Below are 19,107 nucleotides of genomic sequence, written 5' to 3' on the forward strand. Positions count from 1 at the left end.
AATGGGAAAATCATGTTTGACGACCGGCGGAATGTGGAAATGTGTAATAACTTATAAAATAGCGGGGAGGAACCACAATGAACATGAAAAAGGGGTTAACCGCATTTATTCCGGCCGCAGGACTTTGCTTATTTTTAGCCGCAGGCACCGTTTTTTTTGATCCGGCAGCGAATGCCGCAGCAGTTCATCAGACAAAAATAGACACCGCAGCAGATACATATATCGTGAAAGCAGGAGAACTTAATGTCCGCAAAGAACCCAATAAACAAGGGCGGATTATCGGCACGCTTCGTTCAGAGGATTCCGTAAAGGTTAAACGGCTTCAAGGAGCAGATTGGGCTGAAATTGACTACAAAGGTCACAAAGCCTATATTTCCACGCATTTTCTGATGAAGCAGCCGGTGAAGGCGGTGACCGCGAAACAAACCGATTTTTATACGCCGACTTTGGAAACCGGCAAAAAAGAGTCCGTTAAAGCGGGTGAAACCGTCAATGTGCTCGGCTGGGGGTTCAGCCATGACGGAGGGTTTGACCGTAAATGGGCGTACGTCACATACGGCGGGAAAGCAGGTTATGTGAAAACGGCCGACTTAACTCAAAAGTAAAGATTCAGGCGGGCGAATAAGCCTGCTTTTTTTCTGAAACCTTTCGCTTTTCCTTTCGTAAAAGATGAAAAGGAGAGTGACGGATATGATAATGGTAATCGGCGGCCTTCTGATGGCTGCGGCAGGCATTTCAGTCGCGTTTTTTCCGCCGAAGTCGATCAACAGCCTGTACGGATATCGGACGAAGCGCTCTATGGCGGATGAGTCGCAGTGGAAAGAAGGCAATCGATTCAGTGCGCTCCTCATGATTCTGTTCGGCCTTATTTCGGCGGCAGCTGGATTTGCGGTCAGCCTGCTTATCCGGCAGACTCAGCCGTTCGCCCTGATCGTTCAGGCCGTATTGTTGATCGCGATCAGCGTACTGATCATCGTCTTAACAGAAAGAAGATTGAAACAAACGGGGAGGAGAATCGATGAATGACATTACGTTTCACATGATCGAAACAAACGGAGTGACGCTGCACACGGCTTCAGCCGGTCCGAAAGACGGTCCTTTGGCGGTGCTGCTGCACGGGTTTCCGGAATTCTGGTACGGCTGGAAGAGTCAGATCAAACCGCTGGCGGATGCCGGATACCATGTTGTCGTGCCTGATCAGCGCGGCTATAATCTCAGTGACAAACCGGAGGGCATTGAAAACTATACCATTGATACGCTCAGAGACGACATTATCGGGCTGATCACTCATTTTACAGATGACAAAGCCGTCGTCATCGGACACGATTGGGGAGGAGCCGTGGCCTGGCATTTGGCATCCACGCGGCCGCAATACGTTGAAAAATTGATCACGGTCAATATCCCGCACCCGGCGGTTATGCGGAAGGTCACACCGTTCTACCCGCCGCAGTGGAAGAAAAGCTCTTATATCGCTTTCTTTCAGCTTCCGGAAAAGCCGGAACGGAGATTGTCTGAAGACGATTACCGCGTATTGGATCACGCGATCGGCTTATCTGAACGCCCGGCGCTTTTTTCACGGGAAGATGTCGACAGCTACAAAGAAGCATGGGGCAGAAAAGGAGCGCTCACGGCGATGCTGAACTGGTACCGGGCGATCAGAGCCGGCGGTTTAGGCCCTGCCGTTCCGCTTAAAATGCCCGTTCCGTACCGGTTAATATGGGGCGTCAACGACCGCGCGCTGAGCAAAAAGCTCGCCAAGGAAACAAAACGGATGATTCCAAACGGCGACTTAATCTTCATAGATGATGCCTCACATTGGGTCATTCACGAAAAACCGCGCATCGTCAGCCATTTGATTCATGAATACCTTCAGCAATAAAGTCTGTCCCGCGTACAGACTTTTTCTTTTTTTTCTCATATCTGCCGAAAAACATGACAAAATATAAATCATATGCAGAAAAAAATTTCTTTCCCTGTAACAAAAAAAGGGTTTAAACGTCATTAAAAAAAGGAAAAGCCTTACTGAAGTTTTGCGGACAATTCCTTTAAGGCCGTCCTAAAAAAAGAATAATACAAAGAAGGTGCCTTCATGAAACAAAGGTTAATCTCAATTATTATTCCGTCTTACAATGAAGGGAACAACGTCAAGCTCATCCATGAATCTTTAAAAAAAGAATTTCAGACGATTCATTATGACTATGAAATTTTCTACATCAATGACGGAAGCGCGGATGACACCCTTCAGCAGATTAAAGAACTGGCCGCCAGAAACCATCGCGTCAAATACATATCTTTTTCCCGCAACTTCGGGAAAGAAGCGGCCATTTTGGCAGGATTTGAACACGTGCAGGGCGAAGCGGTAATCGTGATGGACGCCGATCTGCAGCATCCGACCCATCTGCTGAAAGACTTCATTCAAGGCTATGAAGAAGGGTATGACCAAGTCATCGCGCAGCGCAACCGAAAAGGGGACAGCCCCGTGCGTTCCGTGCTTTCTTCCCTGTATTATAAATTTATCAACAAAGCCGTCGAAGTGGACTTGCGTGACGGGGTCGGAGATTTCCGCCTGCTGAGCCGGCAGGCCGTTGATGCCCTTTTGAAGCTGAGTGAAGGGAACCGTTTCTCGAAAGGGCTGTTCTGCTGGATCGGGTTTGACCAGAAAATCGTATTTTATGAAAATGTCGAAAGGAAGAACGGCACGTCCAAATGGTCATTCAGCAATCTGTTCAACTACGGAATGGACGGTGTCGTCTCCTTCAACAACAAGCCCCTCAGGGTATGCTTTTTCACCGGTATTCTGATATTGCTTCTGTCGATGGTTTATATTGTAACGACCTTTGTTCATATTCTGACACACGGCGTGTCCGTACCCGGATACTTCACCATTATTTCCGCCGTGCTGTTTTTAGGGGGCATCCAGCTTTTGAGTCTCGGCATCATCGGAGAATACATCGGCCGGATTTACTATGAAACAAAAAAACGCCCGCACTATTTAATTAAAGAAGCGAATATAACGTACGGAGAACAAAATGAAACGAATTATACAAAAAAGCGCAAGTGGAACCATTAAACAGCCGCCGCTGTGCGCAGGGTCTGGGGACGTTGTATGAAAAAAAATAAATGGATCTTGCCGGCAGCCTGTGTGCTGGCTGCGGCTGCCGCTCATATTTTTTTCTTAAAAGAGTGGTCGGCAGGCCGCTATATGACGGGGTCTGGAGACGGGATCGCCCAAATGGCGGTCTTCAAAAAGCTGCTGTTTGATCAATATATGAACGGCAGGCTGTTTTACAGCTATTCGTTCGGACTGGGCGGGGGAGTGTACAGTCAGCTCGGCTATTATTTCTCTACTTCTTTTCTATTCCTGTTTATCTCCGCCGCTGTCCGCTTTTTGCAGCTTATTCAGCTGACGGGTGAGGCTGATGCGCTGTTTTGGGCGCAGGCCTCCGTTTTTATCAGCATCGCCAAGCAGAGTTTCATCATATTCACGGCAGCGTGTGTGTTCCGCTATTTCGTCAAACGGACGGTGCCTGCTTTTGCCGGCGCCGTGTTGTACGGGGTCTCGATTATCTACTTCCGGCATGAGGTGTATTGGGACTTTTTCACTGACAGTATGGTGTGGCTGCCGCTGCTCGTGCTCGGCGCGGAAAAAATCATCAGGGAAAAAAAGCCGGCGTGGTTTATCTTCGCCTGTGCGCTGACATTGATCAACAACTTTTATTTTGCGTATATTAATCTGATTTTCATCGGCATTTATATCTTATTCAGGTGGATGATCCCCCTTGAAGGCAATGAGGCGAAAAGGCTCACTCAATGCAGGATATTTATTCTGTCGGGCCTTCTCGGGTTCGGCATAAGCGCAGTTTCCTTTATTCCTGTCGTATACGGTTACCTTCATAATCTGCGGCCGCCGTATTCAGAGCATATTGCATGGCTTGATTTTTCCGACAACATTTTATTTTCAAGCCGGATAATCATTCTGCCGGCGGTTTTTTTACTTTTTCTATTTACATTTTCTTTATATAAAAACCGGCTGTTCCGGCTGTTTGCGGGAATCAGTCTGCTGTACATTCTGTTTCACTTCAGTCCGTTTGCGGCAAGCGCCTTTAACGGTTTTTCAGCTCCGCAAAACAGGTTTGAATACGTCCTGTGCTTCACGATTGCCGGAACGGTTGCAGCAGGGCTTTCTAAGCTTTCAGACATCAGCATGAAGAGTATGCTGATATCCGCCGTACTCGCCGTTCTGCTCTATTGGAGCCAAGTGAGACGGTTCAGCCTGGATATTTCTGATCAGGCCAACCTGCCTATCCTGCTCCTTCTGGGGCTGACCATTGCCGCTTTCCTTGCAGCAAAGACAAGACTGAAGGGCGCGGTGCCCGCCGTCTATGCCGTCATTCTCTTGACGGCGGTGCTGACGGCTAATACATATGAAAAATATGCGTTATCAGAAGGCGGGAAGATTTATACGGTATCGCATACCTTTATGACGGGTCCTGACTATAAGGGCAAAGAACAAACAGAGCTTATTCAGCGTCTGAAAGAAAAAGACCCTGATCCGTTTGCCCGCTTAGATTGGATGAACGGTGTTTTCAATAACACCCCGATCATTTACGGGTTCAACGGATTCAGCGTATACTCAAGCATCCTGAACCGCAATCTGCTGTCCTTTTACTGGAACGATCTCCGGATTGATATGGGCAGAGAAAGCGTCAGCCGTTATGCGACATTAGGAAACAGGGCTAATTTATACAGCCTGCTTTACGGAAAATATTATATGACGGAAAAAACAAACGGGGCCGGCGTGCCGTACGGGTTCAAAAAAATCATGGAATCATCCCATTATGCGGTTTATCAAAATCAATATATGCTTCCGTTCGTACGGACAGCTGATCGCGTATATAACGAGGACGATCTGAAAAAAGCGCCCGCCCTTGCCAGAGAACGGGCAATGCTTGACGGGATCATCACGGAATCAAGCGCAGCCAACACGAAAAAAGCGCCTGAGGCGAAAAATATGATCCGTCAGGCAAAGGTAACGGCCGACCATGCGGATTATCAAGACGGCATCCTGACGGTAAACGAAGACGGCGGCCTGATCATTACGCCGCAAGCCGCTAAGATGGACGGCGGCGATTATTACGTCAGCTTTTATTTGAAGAATAAAGCGAAGGACCAGGGCTTTACATTAAAAGTGAACGATTACACGACAACGAGAAAATCGAATCAATCCATTTACAAAACAGGTGTCAACGATCTTACTGTCAGAGTGCCGAAAACAAAAAACATCCAAATCCGTCTGCCGAAAGGATCGTATCAGCTTGACAGGCTGGCGCTTTACGAAGAACGGTACGATACGCTGAAAAACGCATACCGAAAAGCGGAAAAAGAACCGCGGGCCGATCTCAGATGGCGCGGAAATACGCTTCATATCTCGTATGAAAACAAAACCCGCGCACCGTATATCATGCTTCCGATTCCATATGAAAAAGGCTGGGAGCTGAAGATAAACGGCAGAAAAGAACAGATTGAAAAAGCGGATTATTCCTTTATCGGATTTAAAGCGCAAAAAGGAAAAAACGATATTCAATTAACGTATTACCCGCCGTTTTTTAAACCCGCGGCCGCTCTATCGGTGATCAGCCTCGTGTTTGCCGCATTATATGTGAGAAGACAAAAAAAGCCCGGCTCTTAAACAGAGCCGAGCTTTAATTTTTTCTGCAGTTTTTCCTCGCTGAAAATCCAGCCCGTGTAGGAAGAGAGAAGCTCTAAATCATGACTGAGGTGGACGATGGCGACAAAAGGATAGTGGCCTTTGCTCCGGTAGCGCAAATCAATAAAGCGCACCTCATAATGATCTTTAAAAGTATCGACCTCCCACCTGTAAACGGGGGAAAATGAAAGAAAGGCTGCAATATTTTCGTCCTGTTTCGCGGCCTTCATCACATCGGTTTCCGGAACGGGCACGCGGTTGAATGTATCCAATATCACGACATGGCCGTCAAGGCTTCTGCCGACATAAAAGGCATGCGCCGTCGTCACGGCGATACGCCACTGCCTGAATTTCATCGTCGGCGAAATAATGATGGTTTCAATCTCCTCTTCAATCATTTCGCGCAGCCTTCGCTTTATCCGCAGCTGCATCAAAAACCGGACGGCGTAATATCCTGCAAGGATGATATAAAGCATCAGAAATGTCACGCCCGGATGACCTCCGATATACCAAACGGCAATCGCGGCCAAATGGCTGACGAAAATAAACGGATCAAAGGTATTGATTAAACCGAGAGCGATCCATTTTCTCGAAAACGGGCGGATGGCCTGTGTGCCGTATGCGTTAAAAATGTCAACAAACACATGCAAAACGACAGCCAGAAGCGTCCACAGCCACAGGTGCAAAAAGTTCGCTTCCGGATAAAACATAAACAAAATGCCCGGAATCAGAACGGACCAAAATAATACGGCGGGAATGGAGTGCGTGAATCCTCTATGATTTCGAATATAAACGGCATTATTTTTCAGCTTCAATATGGTATCAATATCAGGTGCCTGAGAGCCGGCAAGCGCGGCGATCATAACTGCCTGAGACATGGGGGTGTGCATGCCGACGGCAGGATCAAGAGTTGCGATTCCGCCAAGCGCGATACCCATGACAACGTGAGTGCCAGTATCCATTGTTGACCTCCTAGCAGGCGTTAAAAATCAGCCGCCCGCATATTTCGCATTATAAGATATTCCCCATTTTCTGTTTGCCCAATCATGGCGTTTATCCGCCGTTCTCATATGTTTCCGCTTTTTCTTTATCACTATTTAATGTAACATATTATCGTAACGTGCCCTTAGTTTACACCAAAATACAGTGTCAAGAAAAGCGGAACCCGAAACATCTGAGGAGAAGATATGAACGCACTTGAAGAAAAAATGAAACAAAAAGATATAGACAAATTTCGCGAGGACTTAATTACATGGTTCGAAAGAGAACAGAGAATTCTGCCGTGGAGAGAAAATCAGGACCCGTATCGGGTGTGGGTGTCAGAGGTGATGCTGCAGCAGACGCGCGTAGATACCGTCATTCCTTATTTCCGGCGGTTTGTTGAGCAATTTCCGACCGTTTCGGCGCTCGCTGAAGCCGATGAGGAAAAAGTGCTCAAAGCCTGGGAAGGGCTAGGTTATTACTCCCGTGTAAGAAATCTGCAAAGTGCCGTAAAAGAAGTACATGAGCGGTACGGGGGAGTCGTCCCTGCCGGGGAAAAGGAATTTGGCGGACTGAAAGGCGTCGGCCCTTATACAAAAGGCGCCGTGCTCAGCATCGCATACAACAAACCGATTCCCGCCGTAGACGGCAATGTGATGCGTGTCATGTCGAGAATTCTTTCCATATGGGACGATATCGCAAAACCTAAAACCAGAACCATTTTCGAACAGGCAGTATCCGCTTTCATTTCTCATGAAAAACCGTCTGAATTCAATCAGGGTTTAATGGAGCTCGGCGCGATCATCTGCACCCCGAAATCGCCGTCATGCCTGCTTTGCCCCGTACAAAAGCACTGTTCGGCATTTGCGGAAGGGACAGAGCGGGAGCTGCCCGTTAAAAGCAAAAAGAAAAAGCCCGGAATAAAAACAATGGCAGCCGTTGTGCTGACAGACGAACAAGGCGATGTCTATATTCATAAACGGCCGCCAAAAGGCTTGCTCGCCAACTTGTGGGAGTTTCCGAATACCGAAACCCAGAAAGGAATCAAAACCGAAAGAGAGCAGCTTGAAGCCTATTTAGAAAAAGAGATGGGAATAACCGCTGAAATCGGGGAGCTGGAAGGCATCGTAGAACATGTTTTCACCCATCTCGTCTGGAATATTTCGGTCTTTTTCGGTAAAGTAAAACAAGTGTCGGATACAACGGAATTCATACGGGTCACAAAAGAGGAGCTCAAGGAATACGCATTTCCCGTTTCCCATCAAAAGATATGGAAAATGGCGGAAGAAAGCGGCCGCTAAAAAGCGTCAGTCATAGCTGACGCTAGTGCCGTGGCCGTAATCCGCTTCATTCCGTTTCAGTCCGCCGCGGGCTTCGATTTCCTGAATCAGTTCCCGGTATTTGGACTGGCCTTCTTCGTTTAAATACGGCATAATTTGCTGGAAGGCATGATGGAAATAGGCGAGCTCTGAATCTCTCCAATCTTGTTTGGGCATCATGGCCAATTCGTCCATATCACGTCCGACATACATATAAAAGACCCCTTTCAACAGATATTGCTTTTATTGTTTGTTGAATGAAAAGAACTATACACAGCAAGGAGCTGAGGAAAAATGGAACAAAATAAATGCGCACTGATCACGGGAAGCAGCCGAGGCGTCGGGAAAGCAGCCGCCATCAGACTCGCGGAAAAAGGATACAATATCGTCATCAATTACGCCCGCAGTAAAAAAGCGGCATTAGAAACCGCCGAAGAAATTGAAAAACTCGGCGTTAAAACGCTCGTTATTAAAGCTAATGTCGGCCAGCCGGCAAAAATCAAAGACATGTTCCGCCAGATTGACGAAACATTCGGCAGACTGGACGTGTTCGTCAATAATGCGGCTTCAGGCGTGCTGAGACCTGTTATGGAACTCGAAGAAACACACTGGGACTGGACGATGAATATCAACGCGAAAGCATTGCTTTTCTGCGCCCAGGAAGCGGCAAAGATGATGGAGAAAAACGGAGGCGGCCACATCGTCAGCATCAGCTCGCTCGGCAGCATCCGCTATCTTGAAAACTATACGACTGTCGGTGTCTCAAAAGCCGCTTTAGAATCGTTAACCCGTTATCTGGCGGTTGAGCTTTCTCCGAAAAACATCATCGTAAACGCGGTGTCAGGCGGAGCGATTGATACGGACGCGCTGAAGCATTTCCCTAACAGAGATGAACTGCTGGAAGATGCCCGCCAAAATACGCCGGCCGGCAGAATGGTCGAGATTAAAGATATGATCGACACGGTGGAGTTTTTAGTTTCTTCAAAAGCGGACATGATCCGCGGCCAGACCATCATTATTGACGGCGGACGCTCTCTGCTCGTATAAGTTTTAAAAAAAGATGAATAGCCTTATCGTCTCCTGCGCATTCTAAAGTGCGTGGAGGTGATAACAATGGCAAACTCAAAATACAGCAAAACAGACGTTCAGCAGGTGAAAAGACAAAACCAGCAATCAGCTTCCGGTCAGGGTCAATACGGCACTGAATTCGGCAGTGAAACTGATGCGCAGCAGGTTAGAAAGCAAAACCAATCTGCTGAACAAAACAAACAGCAAAACAGCTAATCACTGAAACGAAAAAGCACTTCATCTTCGGATGGAAGTGCTTTTTTCTGTTGCCAAAACGACAAAACTTGTGATTCCTCTACAGAATGAGTCAAAGGGTTTTCCGGCGTAAAATCGAAATGGTAAGGAGTATCAACCTAAAGCCTAAGGAGGAACCCGATGTCAGAGTTTGAAAAGCTTGTAAGTGAACAGATGAAAATCATGGATCAGCTTCTCGAGCTGCAGTCAGAACTTGACCGCTGCCGGCAGGTGGAAGCGGAACTCATCAGTCTGGAAAGAGATGCAAAGCTGGACAATGTACAGGACGAAATTGCGACAAAGCGAAAAGACCTGGCCGGCATACAGGAGTTATTCCAAAGGCAGACAGAGCAAGTCATCCAGTCTTATCGCAGCACGGAAAAGCCGTCTTCCTATGTGCAGAAATGAATGTGCCATTCCGGAAGCGGAGTGGTTCTTTTATTTTCATTTTTTAATTCGTAACGTTATAATAGTGAAAAGACTTGTCGGAAAGCAATTGCGGCTGCATTGACTGCAGGGCTTTACAGAAAGTAGGGGAGAAATATGGGATATCCCAAGGAAGGAGAAACCATTCAAATTCACAGCTATAAGCATAACGGGCTGCTTCATCGAATTTGGAATGAAACGACGATTTTAAAAAGTACGGAATTGTGTATCATCGGAGCCAACGACCGGACAATGGTGACGGAATCCGACGGACGGACGTGGGTGACGAGAGAGCCGGCGATCTGCTACTTTCATGCCCGTCAGTGGTTTAACGTCATCGGAATGCTGAGAGATGACGGGGTACACTATTATTGCAACATCAGCTCGCCGTTCGCTTATGACGGAGAGGCCATCAAATATATTGATTACGATTTGGATGTCAAGGTGTTTCCGGATATGACGTATAACATTCTTGACGAGGATGAATACGATGACCACCGCAAATCAATGAATTACCCTAAAGAGATCGACAGCATTCTGAAGGAGTATCTGAATACGCTGCTGCACTGGATTCATCAGCGGAAAGGACCGTTTGCTCCGGAATTTGTTGATATGTGGTATGAACGGTATCTGCGCTATACAAAATAAAGAATACAATAAAAAACCTGTTGGGGTGTCAACAGGTTTTTCACATGGGCTCACACGCCTTAAAGAGAGAGGGGGATAAAGTGTGGGCGTAATCAGACGCTATATGCAATTTGTAAAACCTTATAAAAAACAAATTTTTATCACAGTGTTAATTGGCATTATAAAATTCTCCATCCCGCTGGCTCTCCCGCTTCTGTTAAAATACGTGGTCGATGACATTATTCAAGGGAGCGGAACGGCAAGCGCTAAAACATCATCGCTATTCACGATAATGGGCATCATGTTCGTGCTGTTTTTAATTCTGCGTCCCCCGGTAGAGTACTATCGGCAATACTTCGCACAATGGACGGGCAGCCGGGTGCTCTACGATATCAGGGGGGTATTGTTTGATCATATTCAAAAATTGAGCCTGAGGTTTTATGCCAACACGAGAACGGGCGAAGTCATTTCCCGGGTGATAAATGATGTCGAACAGACAAAAGACTTTGTCATAACGGGACTGATGAATATCTGGCTTGATATGATGACGGTGCTGATCGTCATCTGTATTATGTTTACACTCGATGTGAAGCTGACATTGATATCTGTCATTTTGTTTCCGTTATACGGAATTTCAGTGAAATACTTTTACGGCCGTCTCCGAAAACTGACACGTGAGCGTTCTCAGGCACTCGCCCAAGTTCAGGGACATTTGCACGAAAGAGTTCAGGGGATGCCCGTTATCAGAAGTTTCGCCATTGAAGATTATGAACAAGCCAATTTTGATGAAAAAAACGGACATTTTCTGGACAAAGCGATCCGTCATACGAATTGGAACGCGAAAACGTTCGCAGTTGTGAATACCATTACGGATTTGGCGCCGCTGCTTGTTATCGCGTTTGCGGGTTATTTTGTCATAAACGGCCCGCTTACGGTAGGGACGATGGTTGCGTTCGTCGGCTATATTGACAGAATGTACAATCCGGTCAGAAGATTGATCAACTCATCGACGACGCTGACCCAGTCGATCGCTTCAATGGACCGCATATTTGAATTTATCGACGAGCCGTATGAACTGACTGATAAACCGAATGCACTAAAAGCTGACGGCATTAAGGGTGAAGTTGAATTCCGAAATGTCTCGTTCCGTTATGAGGAAGGAAAAGAAACGATTTTGCAGGACGTTTCCTTAAAGGTGACAAAAGGGGAAACCGTCGCGCTCGTTGGGATGAGCGGCGGCGGAAAATCGACGCTTGTCAGCCTCATACCGCGTTTTTATGATGTATCCGGCGGCAGCCTGCTGATTGACGGCGCAGATATTCGCGATTATGAAGCGAGAAGCCTCCGCAATCAAGTCGGAATGGTTCTTCAGGATACGTTTCTGTTCAGTGAGACGATTCGTGAAAATATCGCTATCGGTAAACCGGGAGCGTCTCTGGATGAGGTGGTTGCGGCTGCGAAAGCGGCAAATGCCCATGAATTTATTATGAACTTCCCCGAAGGCTACGAAACCAAAGTCGGCGAACGGGGCGTCAAATTGTCAGGCGGGCAGAAGCAGCGGATTTCGATCGCCCGTGTATTCTTAAAAAATCCGCCGCTGCTGATCTTGGATGAAGCGACATCGGCTCTTGATCTTGAAAGTGAACACTACATTCAGGAAGCGATGGAAAAGCTTGCGAAAAACCGGACGACTTTTATCGTCGCCCACAGGCTGTCCACGATTACGCACGCGGATAAAATTGTCGTCATGGAAAACGGCGCCGTCGTCGAAACCGGCACGCACGAGGAATTAATGGCCCAAGGCGGCCAGTACAGACACTTATTTACGATTCAGAATTTGAACTGATACAAAAACGTATGCCGTCCGAATGGGCGGCATACGTTTTTTTGAATGCAAAAAAACCCGGTTTTACGGAAGCACCGGGTTACTCTTCGTCTGTTTCTAATTCGCTGTCTTTCGGGTGGTATGTCTGAAAACTCGTAATTAGTGTATCGAGATGCTCCAGCTGCTCGCGGTATTCCGCAACCGCAGCCATAATGCTGAGCATATTGTAATCAAGCAGTTCATCCTCGCAGTTCTGCTGATTTTTCAAGAAAGACTTCGTCAAAAGCTGTTTATATCTTATGCTTTCTTCAGCATCGTCATCATGCGGTTTGATCTTGCCGACCGTCCGCATCAGAATCCTTTCGTGCCAATGAAGCAGATAATCAATTTCTTCTGTCAGCGTCTCCTGAAATTCCTCCGGCATATGATAAATCTCGTTTTCATAGCGGTGCAGCTTTTTCAGCGTATCAAGCGCCCGATTTGCCGTAATAATCGCCTGTCTGAATAAAACAAGCTTGCGCGACTTTACATACGTCGTTTTCTTAAAGTAGCTTCTCTCCTCTTTATAAAGAAGGTACGTATGATCAAGCTTCATCATTTTTTCCTTCAGCTTCTCAATATCCTCTTTCAATATCGAGTGTTCCGTGGACTGACGCATCGTCAGCCTGATCCATTTCATGATCTCATCGGTATATTCAACCGTATGATGAGTCAGCTTCGTTTCGTATTTCGGCGGAAGAAACACAAGGTTCACAATAAAAGAAGACAGCACGCCTAAAATAACGGTGCTTGTTCGTATCAGAGCGAACGTCAGGAAGCTGTTTCCCGGTGTTTCTAAAATCGCGATAACCGTCACGAGCGCAATCGAAATGGTGTGTTCAATTTTCAGTTTTAACATGATCGTGATGACAATCACTGCGGTCAATCCGATCATAATCGGACTCGGTCCGAAAATCAGTCCGAATACCGTAGCGATGACAGCGCCGATGATATTTGCCTGAACCTGATCAATAATGATAAGAAAAGACCTGTAAATAGAGGGCTGTATGGCAAATATAGCTGCAATCCCGGCAAAGATCGGCGACGGAAGTCCGATCCATGATGCTAAGTAGAGCGCGAGCGTAATCGCAATCCCTGTTTTAAAAATGCGGGCACCAAGTTTCATTGGTTTGTGCGTGCATTCCTTTCTCTAATAAATTATGTGCCGAACGAACGGCTGACACTTACATTTCCCTGTCGGCTGATTTGCTAAACAATAAAGTAATATACAGGGATCATACCAATTATTCAAGGTCTTTTTTTGAAAAAACCATTATCTCACAAATCGGACAAAAAGAAAAAGCGGAAGCCCCGGGCTCCCGCTTGTTTCAGAAGTTATTTTTTCATATGTCTGAACGCATCTTCAACGGCTTGTAAAGTGGCGTCGATATCCTCTTCAGTATGTGCGGTTGTGATAAACCAAGCTTCATACTTCGACGGAGCGAGATTGATGCCGCGTTCAAGCATCAGCTTGAAGAACTTGGCGAATGCTTCTCCGTCCGTATTTTCCGCCTGCTCGTAATTGACGATTTTTTCATCAGTGAAGTAAACCGTGAGCGCGCCTTTTAAACGGTTGACGGTGATGGTAATGCCATGTGTCTCCGCATGGGCGAGAATGCCTTGCTCAAGTCTGGCGCCGAGCTCATCAAGCCGCTCGTAAACGCCTTCTTCCTTCAGCACTTCCAGGCAGGCGATGCCTGATAGGATAGATGCCGGGTTTCCGGCCATCGTGCCGGCTTGATATGCCGGGCCGAGCGGAGCAACCTGCTCCATGATCTCTTTTTTGCCTCCGTAAGCGCCGATCGGCAAGCCGCCCCCGATAATTTTACCGAGCGCCGTTAAATCAGGCTTCACTTGAAGAAGATCCTGCGCGCCTCCGTACATAAAACGGAACGCCGTGATCACTTCATCATAAATGACGAGCGCGCCCGCTTTATGGGTCAATTCATTTACCTGTTCTAAAAATCCTTCTTCAGGTTCAACGATGCCGAAGTTGCCGACGATCGGCTCGACGAGAACCGCTGCAATTTCTGAACCCCATTTATCCAGCGCGGCTTTGTAGCTTTCAATGTCATTGAAAGGAACGGTAATGACCTCATTGGCGATGCTTTTCGGCACGCCGGCGGAATCAGGGGTGCCGAGCGTAGACGGGCCGGAACCCGCAGCGACAAGTACGAGATCAGAATGGCCGTGATAGCAGCCGGCGAATTTAATGATTTTTGTGCGGCCTGTATAAGCGCGTGCAACCCGGATCGTTGTCATCACCGCTTCAGTGCCTGAGTTTACGAATCGTACTTTATCAAGTGAAGGAATGGCCTCCTTCAGCATTTTGGCGAAAGTGACCTCATGTTTGGTCGGCGTCCCGTACAGCACGCCGTTTTCCGCCGCTGTTTTAATCGCTTCAGTAATATGCGGATGGGCATGTCCGGTAATAATCGGACCGTAAGCCGCTAAATAATCGATATACTGATTCCCGTCTACATCCCAGAAATAAGCGCCGTTCGCTTTTTCCATCGCAACGGGTGAACCGCCGCCTACCGCTTTATAGGATCTGGACGGGCTGTTCACGCCTCCGACGATATGCTCTAACGCTTCCTTATGAAGTTCAACTGATTTTGTATACAAAAAATGACCCTCCTAATATCTCCTTACATCATGTTCTATTGTAGCATGCTTCATTGCGAGCACAACGGGTTCATGCTTTCAGAAAAGAGCCGGGGGATAACGGTTGTAATCTTAACGTGAATTGGATACGCTTAATAAAAAACCCGGAGGTATAAGAAATGACGATTGAAATCGGACAAACAGCACCGGATATGAAATTAGTGAATGACAGCGGGGAAGAAGTAGCATTGACGGATTTTAAAGGGAAGTACGTCGTTCTCTATTTTTATCCGAAAGACATGACACCCGGATGCACGACGGAAGCATGTGATTTCCGTGATCAGCACGAAAGTTTCGCGGGACTTGATGCGGTTATCATCGGAGTAAGCCCTGACAGCCGTGATAAACATGAAAAATTTAAGCAAAAACACGATCTTCCTTTCCAGCTCCTCGTTGATGATGAGCACAAACTGGCGGAAGCTTTTGATGTGTGGAAGCTGAAGAAGAATTTTGGGAAAGAATATATGGGTATCGAGCGATCCACTTTTTTGTTAGACAAAGAAGGCCGTCTTGTGAAGGAGTGGAGGAAGGTAAAAGTGAAAGATCACGTTGCCGAGGCGCTTCGCGAATTGGAACAAATTGCGTCTAATTAATGGACAAATGCTGAACTCACGGGGTTTTCTTCAGATTACATTTGACAGGAGACCGGAAAAAGATGTACACTAATTATAAACATTATAAAGTAAGAATCTTTTTTAGAAGAGAGGTGCATGACGGATGGCTGCACATGAATTAAAAGAAGCCTTAGACACGTTGAAGGATACGGGAGTCCGGATTACTCCTCAACGTCATGCCATTCTGGAATATCTCGTGGATTCTATGGCACATCCGACAGCGGACGATATATATAAAGCCTTGGAAGGGAAATTCCCTAATATGAGTGTTGCGACAGTGTATAACAATTTGCGTGTATTCCGGGAAGCGGGGCTTGTAAAGGAACTGACGTACGGAGATGCGTCCAGCAGATTTGACTTTGTCACCTCTGACCATTATCACGCCATTTGTGAAAGCTGCGGAAAAATCGTGGACTTCCATTATCCCGGGCTTGACGAAGTGGAACAGCTTGCTGCTCACGTCACAGGGTTTAAGGTAAGCCACCACCGTTTGGAGATTTACGGCGTCTGCCAAGAATGTTCCAAAAAAGAAAACCACTAAACGAAGCTGACCGCTTTGATACGGTCAGCTTCGTTTATTTTACACTGTTTTTTCTGTTATAAGACTCATCGAACGCTTGGCCTTCCAATCCTTTATCCAATGTAAGCGGCTCTCTGCAATGCATGCACATATCCACTCTGCCCAGAATCTTCGTTTCTTTCTCGCAAGCGGGGCACATCACCCGGACCGCTTTTGTGGACAGCATGCCGATCCAAAAATAAACGGCGGTGCTGAGTCCGATCGACAGCAGGCCGAGAATCATAAACAAGCTGGCAAGCAAAACAGACTGCTTAAAGAACAGCCCGATGTACATAATGATAAACCCAACGAAAACCAAACTTAACGCAAACGTTCTGATCTTATTAATTTTGCTTGAGTATTTCGCCATGTCCATCCCCCTCTCGTTTAACTATAGCACAAAACATATGGCATATTCTTCATGTTTTCGTAAGAAAAGGGAAGAATAAATATGGCACCTGAAAGGAAATTTGTTATAATAGTGCAATGTGTTTAGAAAAAAGGACTTTCATGTTTTATCATAGAAATGTAGAAACAATAGCTAGTGAAACAATCGCATTGGAGGAATCGTAATGGACAATCTTCTCCGTCCAATTTACCAAGAAAGAGCAAGTCATCCCGATACGCTGGCCGTCCTTATGATTGAGAGAAGGAGTAAAGCATCATCCATCACGGATAACTTTGATGCGGTCATGCTTGTCATTGTCAAACAGGCTGATGAACCTCTTTTTATAAAGCATTATGAATTCGAACACAAAACCGCTTCTTTACATATTGTAACGGATGCTCTGCTTCAGGAATGGATTCTGCTTGGGACAAATAGAAGAGTCATAGATTGGATCATCAACGGCAAAGTGCTGTTTGACCGCAATGAATATATATCTGAACTCAATGACCGGCTCAGCACTTTTCCTTTCGCCGAGCGGAAATTAAAGATCGGAATGGAATACGGCAAGCTGATCAGAAGATTTGTAGAAGGAAAAGCGTTTTTTGAAGCTGATCATTTTCTGGATGCATATTATGCGGTAGTGCACGCTCTTCACCACTTGGCCCGCATAGAAGTGATTGACCGGGGGTTTTATCCCGAAACGACAGTCTGGAACCAGGTCCGTCACATTGAGCCGCAGGTATATAAGCTATATTCCGAACTTGTCGAGAGTCACGAAAGCTTGGAGAAAAGGCTCGAATTATTATTCTTAGCAAATGATTTTCTCATCCATTCAAAAGCTGAAATCGGTTCTGCGCACCTTTTTCAGGTGATGAAAGAAAAAGAAATGTGGCAGTTTGGAGAATTGCTTCAGCACCCTGAACTGGTGCACTTCACCCAAGATCTCGGTGTCATGCTTGATTACCTGACGGAAAAAGGCTTTGTTGAAGTATCTCAAATAGAGACCAAAGGGCAGGAAGTATATCATCGAGGATATTCTTTCAAAAAAAGTGTTGACGCTGAATCATAGGCATGGTATATTATTAAACGTCGCTGATGCGCTTCACCAAAAAGCTCACAGCGGCGGAGAAATAAAAACAAAAAAACATTTGACAGCAAATTGCTGAAATGTTATACTGAAAAAGTCGCCTCGAGATGAGGTTGAGATGATCTTTGAAAACTAAACAAGACAAAACGTACCTGTTAATTCAAAGTTTTAAATAAATCGCACAGCGATGTGCGTAGTCAGTCAAACTACTTTATCGGAGAGTTTGATCCTGGCTCAGGACGAACGCTGGCGGCGTGCCTAATACATGCAAGTCGAGCGGACAGATGGGAGCTTGCTCCCTGATGTTAGCGGCGGACGGGTGAGTAACACGTGGGTAACCTGCCTGTAAGACTGGGATAACTCCGGGAAACCGGGGCTAATACCGGATGGTTGTTTGAACCGCATGGTTCAGACATAAAAGGTGGCTTCGGCTACCACTTACAGATGGACCCGCGGCGCATTAGCTAGTTGGTGAGGTAACGGCTCACCAAGGCGACGATGCGTAGCCGACCTGAGAGGGTGATCGGCCACACTGGGACTGAGACACGGCCCAGACTCCTACGGGAGGCAGCAGTAGGGAATCTTCCGCAATGGACGAAAGTCTGACGGAGCAACGCCGCGTGAGTGATGAAGGTTTTCGGATCGTAAAGCTCTGTTGTTAGGGAAGAACAAGTGCCGTTCAAATAGGGCGGCACCTTGACGGTACCTAACCAGAAAGCCACGGCTAACTACGTGCCAGCAGCCGCGGTAATACGTAGGTGGCAAGCGTTGTCCGGAATTATTGGGCGTAAAGGGCTCGCAGGCGGTTTCTTAAGTCTGATGTGAAAGCCCCCGGCTCAACCGGGGAGGGTCATTGGAAACTGGGGAACTTGAGTGCAGAAGAGGAGAGTGGAATTCCACGTGTAGCGGTGAAATGCGTAGAGATGTGGAGGAACACCAGTGGCGAAGGCGACTCTCTGGTCTGTAACTGACGCTGAGGAGCGAAAGCGTGGGGAGCGAACAGGATTAGATACCCTGGTAGTCCACGCCGTAAACGATGAGTGCTAAGTGTTAGGGGGTTTCCGCCCCTTAGTGCTGCAGCTAACGCATTAAGCACTCCGCCTGGGGAGTACGGTCGCAAGACTGAAACTCAAAGGAATTGACGGGGGCCCGCACAAGCGGTGGAGCATGTGGTTTAATTCGAAGCAACGCGAAGAACCTTACCAGGTCTTGACATCCTCTGACAATCCTAGAGATAGGACGTCCCCTTCGGGGGCAGAGTGACAGGTGGTGCATGGTTGTCGTCAGCTCGTGTCGTGAGATGTTGGGTTAAGTCCCGCAACGAGCGCAACCCTTGATCTTAGTTGCCAGCATTCAGTTGGGCACTCTAAGGTGACTGCCGGTGACAAACCGGAGGAAGGTGGGGATGACGTCAAATCATCATGCCCCTTATGACCTGGGCTACACACGTGCTACAATGGACAGAACAAAGGGCAGCGAAACCGCGAGGTTAAGCCAATCCCACAAATCTGTTCTCAGTTCGGATCGCAGTCTGCAACTCGACTGCGTGAAGCTGGAATCGCTAGTAAT

18 protein-coding genes, 1 rRNA gene and 1 pseudogene (1 of these 20 cut by a window edge) are annotated in these 19,107 nt (G+C 47.0%); 15 read left to right on the top strand and 5 right to left on the bottom strand.

What is annotated here, in order from left to right:
• Positions 1-77: 77 nt before the first annotated feature.
• From L3V45_RS04200 to L3V45_RS04220, 5 genes are all read left to right on the top strand, one after another.
• Positions 78-605 carry an SH3 domain-containing protein gene (locus L3V45_RS04200; protein WP_024085034.1) on the top strand — a complete coding sequence of 176 codons (528 nt, stop codon included), beginning with the start codon at positions 78-80 and terminating at the stop codon, positions 603-605.
• Positions 606-690: 85 nt separating this feature from the next.
• Complete coding sequence (locus L3V45_RS04205; protein ID WP_024085035.1) at positions 691-1,026, top strand: SdpI family protein; 336 nt, start codon at positions 691-693, stop codon at positions 1,024-1,026.
• Positions 1,019-1,879 (top strand): alpha/beta fold hydrolase, encoded by an 861-nt coding sequence (locus L3V45_RS04210; RefSeq protein ID WP_007408559.1) that lies wholly within the window; start codon positions 1,019-1,021, stop codon positions 1,877-1,879. Before L3V45_RS04205 ends, L3V45_RS04210 begins: the two co-directional genes overlap by 8 nt.
• Before the next feature lie 210 nt (positions 1,880-2,089).
• Complete coding sequence (locus L3V45_RS04215) at positions 2,090-3,070, top strand: glycosyltransferase family 2 protein (protein ID WP_003155484.1); 981 nt, start codon at positions 2,090-2,092, stop codon at positions 3,068-3,070.
• Positions 3,071-3,106: 36 nt separating this feature from the next.
• A complete protein-coding gene (locus tag L3V45_RS04220) occupies positions 3,107-5,689 on the top strand; it encodes a YfhO family protein (protein WP_173613790.1) in 2,583 nt (860 codons plus the stop codon).
• On the opposite strand, the gene L3V45_RS04225 is transcribed toward L3V45_RS04220, so the two are convergent.
• The gene (locus L3V45_RS04225) at positions 5,686-6,669 is read right to left on the bottom strand and encodes a metal-dependent hydrolase (protein WP_003155481.1); all 984 of its coding nucleotides are present in this window, start codon (positions 6,667-6,669) and stop codon (positions 5,686-5,688) included. The two genes, L3V45_RS04220 and L3V45_RS04225, sit on opposite strands and share 4 nt — an antisense overlap.
• A gap of 225 nt (positions 6,670-6,894) precedes the next feature.
• Between L3V45_RS04225 and mutY the strand changes: the two genes are divergently transcribed.
• A complete protein-coding gene (gene mutY, locus L3V45_RS04230; RefSeq protein WP_003155480.1) occupies positions 6,895-7,989 on the top strand; it encodes an A/G-specific adenine glycosylase in 1,095 nt (364 codons plus the stop codon).
• 6 nt (positions 7,990-7,995) lie between these two features.
• Here mutY and L3V45_RS04235 read toward each other — a convergent pair whose 3' ends face one another.
• Positions 7,996-8,220 (bottom strand): hypothetical protein, encoded by a 225-nt coding sequence (locus tag L3V45_RS04235; protein ID WP_057080390.1) that lies wholly within the window; start codon positions 8,218-8,220, stop codon positions 7,996-7,998.
• 81 nt (positions 8,221-8,301) lie between these two features.
• Between L3V45_RS04235 and fabL the strand changes: the two genes are divergently transcribed.
• The 5 genes and pseudogenes from fabL (at position 8,302) to L3V45_RS04260 (ending at position 12,208) form a co-directional block, all read left to right on the top strand.
• Entirely contained in the window at positions 8,302-9,054 is a 753-nt protein-coding gene (gene fabL, locus L3V45_RS04240; protein WP_003155478.1) for an enoyl-[acyl-carrier-protein] reductase FabL, read from the top strand.
• An 84-nt stretch (positions 9,055-9,138) separates the two neighbouring features.
• A pseudogene (locus L3V45_RS04245) lies at positions 9,139-9,291 on the top strand (gamma-type small acid-soluble spore protein); the annotation flags it as partial.
• Positions 9,292-9,450: 159 nt separating this feature from the next.
• Positions 9,451-9,717, top strand: a complete 267-nt coding sequence (locus L3V45_RS04250) for a YgaB family protein (RefSeq protein WP_003155476.1) — start codon at positions 9,451-9,453, stop codon at positions 9,715-9,717.
• Between the two features lie 135 nt (positions 9,718-9,852).
• Entirely contained in the window at positions 9,853-10,383 is a 531-nt protein-coding gene (gene ntdP, locus L3V45_RS04255; protein ID WP_003155475.1) for a nucleoside tri-diphosphate phosphatase, read from the top strand.
• A gap of 82 nt (positions 10,384-10,465) precedes the next feature.
• Entirely contained in the window at positions 10,466-12,208 is a 1,743-nt protein-coding gene (locus L3V45_RS04260; RefSeq protein ID WP_014304662.1) for an ABC transporter ATP-binding protein, read from the top strand.
• A gap of 79 nt (positions 12,209-12,287) precedes the next feature.
• On the opposite strand, the gene L3V45_RS04265 is transcribed toward L3V45_RS04260, so the two are convergent.
• A complete protein-coding gene (locus L3V45_RS04265) occupies positions 12,288-13,352 on the bottom strand; it encodes an aromatic acid exporter family protein (RefSeq protein WP_003155468.1) in 1,065 nt (354 codons plus the stop codon).
• A 209-nt stretch (positions 13,353-13,561) separates the two neighbouring features.
• Entirely contained in the window at positions 13,562-14,851 is a 1,290-nt protein-coding gene (locus L3V45_RS04270; protein ID WP_007408567.1) for a glutamate-1-semialdehyde 2,1-aminomutase, read from the bottom strand.
• A gap of 158 nt (positions 14,852-15,009) precedes the next feature.
• Between L3V45_RS04270 and bcp the strand changes: the two genes are divergently transcribed.
• Both bcp and perR read left to right on the top strand, forming a co-directional pair.
• Positions 15,010-15,483 carry a thioredoxin-dependent thiol peroxidase gene (gene bcp / locus L3V45_RS04275; RefSeq protein WP_003155466.1) on the top strand — a complete coding sequence of 158 codons (474 nt, stop codon included), beginning with the start codon at positions 15,010-15,012 and terminating at the stop codon, positions 15,481-15,483.
• A 124-nt stretch (positions 15,484-15,607) separates the two neighbouring features.
• Complete coding sequence (gene perR / locus L3V45_RS04280) at positions 15,608-16,045, top strand: peroxide-responsive transcriptional repressor PerR (RefSeq protein ID WP_003155465.1); 438 nt, start codon at positions 15,608-15,610, stop codon at positions 16,043-16,045.
• 34 nt (positions 16,046-16,079) lie between these two features.
• On the opposite strand, the gene L3V45_RS04285 is transcribed toward perR, so the two are convergent.
• Positions 16,080-16,433 carry a YgzB family protein gene (locus L3V45_RS04285; RefSeq protein ID WP_003155464.1) on the bottom strand — a complete coding sequence of 118 codons (354 nt, stop codon included), beginning with the start codon at positions 16,431-16,433 and terminating at the stop codon, positions 16,080-16,082.
• 202 nt (positions 16,434-16,635) lie between these two features.
• Between L3V45_RS04285 and L3V45_RS04290 the strand changes: the two genes are divergently transcribed.
• Together L3V45_RS04290 and L3V45_RS04295 are read left to right on the top strand one after the other, a co-directional pair.
• Positions 16,636-17,520 (top strand): nucleotidyltransferase-like protein, encoded by an 885-nt coding sequence (locus L3V45_RS04290; RefSeq protein WP_003155463.1) that lies wholly within the window; start codon positions 16,636-16,638, stop codon positions 17,518-17,520.
• Positions 17,521-17,749: 229 nt separating this feature from the next.
• Positions 17,750-19,107: ribosomal RNA gene (locus tag L3V45_RS04295) — 16S ribosomal RNA — on the top strand; it runs 192 nt beyond the window's last position.

Source organism: Bacillus sp. R45, assembly GCF_021729365.1.
Classification (GTDB): Bacteria; Bacillota; Bacilli; order Bacillales; family Bacillaceae; genus Bacillus; species Bacillus velezensis.